Source organism: Nocardia sp. NPDC005998 (genome assembly GCF_040614395.1).
GTDB lineage: Bacteria > Actinomycetota > Actinomycetes > Mycobacteriales > Mycobacteriaceae > Nocardia.
Genome location: NZ_JBEXUI010000102.1, coordinates 1 through 1345, shown reverse-complemented (window position 1 = coordinate 1345; position 1345 = coordinate 1). Strand labels below are relative to the sequence as shown.

The window sequence follows — 1345 nt, the reverse complement described above, 5'->3', positions numbered from 1 at the left end:
TATGACAGAGAGGATGTGGGTGAGCACCTCCCGCCGAGGTTTGACCCTCCTTATGACTGACTTCGGGTCTTGAACTAGATCTGTCGGCCTGGGCGGGAGGTGCTCGTGTGCACCCACCAGGTGTGGCGTTGTGACTTCATAGGAGCCTGGCCAGAGGCCCCATCTCTGTCTTGTCCGCGTTGCCCGGCTGGTGCGTGCCGCCCTGCCCACGCCTCACGAGCAACAGGACGACAATGGCTTCCATTAGACACGAACACGCCGAGGTGATCGAGATCGCTGGCGGGGTGGACACTCACCTCGACACCCACACCGCCGCGGTGATCGACCCGGTCGGGCGCGTGCTGGGCACCGCCCAGTTCCCTGCCGACGCAGCGGGTTACGCGGCGTTGCTGGCGTGGATGCAAGGCTTCGGGTGGTTGCTGCGAGTCGGGGTGGAAGGCACCGGCGCCTACGGGGCCGGGCTAGCGCGATTGCTTCGCGAGCAGCAGATCCACGTCGTGGAGGTGGATCGGCCCGATCGAAAAACCCGCCGGTTCCAAGGCAAGTCCGACCCGATCGATGCGATCGCGGCCGCGAAGACCGCACTGGCCCAAACCCGAACCGGCGCACCGAAACAACGTGACGGCCGGATCGAAGCCCTGCGTAACCTGCGGGTGGCCCGCCGCTCGGCGGTCGAGCAACGCGCCGATGCCCAACGTCAGATCAAGTCGCTGATCGTCACCGCCCCCGACGAACTACGCAGGCGGCTACGCGGACTCTCCACCACCGACCTGATCACCACCTGCGCCGCACTGCGCCCCGACCGCACCGACGCCGCCGCCCCGGCCACCGCCACGAAAATCGCGTTACGCTCGCTGGCTCGCCGTCACCAGCAACTCAGCCTCGAGATCACCGACCTCGACGAACTACTGACCCCACTGATAGCAGTTATCAACCCAAAACTGCTCGCCGCCAACGGTGTCGGCACCGACACCGCCGGCCAGCTACTGGTCACCGCGGGTGAAAACCACGACCGGCTCCGATCCGAAGCCGCGTTCGCCATGCTCTGCGGCACCGCACCCATCCCCGCATCATCGGGCAAAACCAACCGGCACCGACTCAACCGCGGCGGCGATCGACAAGCCAACGCCGCTCTCTACCGCGTCGTACTATGCCGCCTGCGCTGGGACCCACAAACCCGCGCCTACGCCGAAAAACGCACCAAAGAAGGACTCTCCAAAAAAGAAATCATCCGCTGCCTCAAACGCTACATCGCCCGCGAACTCTACCGAATCATCACCGCAAACCAGCCTCAGCCGACCACTTGACATCCATAGGAGCATCTACGCTCGGCGAGCAGTCGGAG

1 protein-coding gene is annotated in these 1345 nt (G+C 64.9%); it reads left to right on the top strand.

What is annotated here, in order from left to right; genetic code table 11:
- The first annotated feature begins 233 nt into the window (after positions 1 to 233).
- Positions 234 to 1307 carry an IS110 family transposase gene (locus ABZ293_RS42020; RefSeq protein WP_355189920.1) on the top strand — a complete coding sequence of 358 codons (1074 nt, stop codon included), beginning with the start codon at positions 234 to 236 and terminating at the stop codon, positions 1305 to 1307.
- Positions 1308 to 1345: the final 38 nt, after the last annotated feature.

Coding starts and splice junctions, on each gene's coding strand:
- ABZ293_RS42020 (WP_355189920.1), top strand. CDS start 234: ATGGCTTCCATTAGACACGAACACGCCGAGGTGATCGAGATCGCTGGC.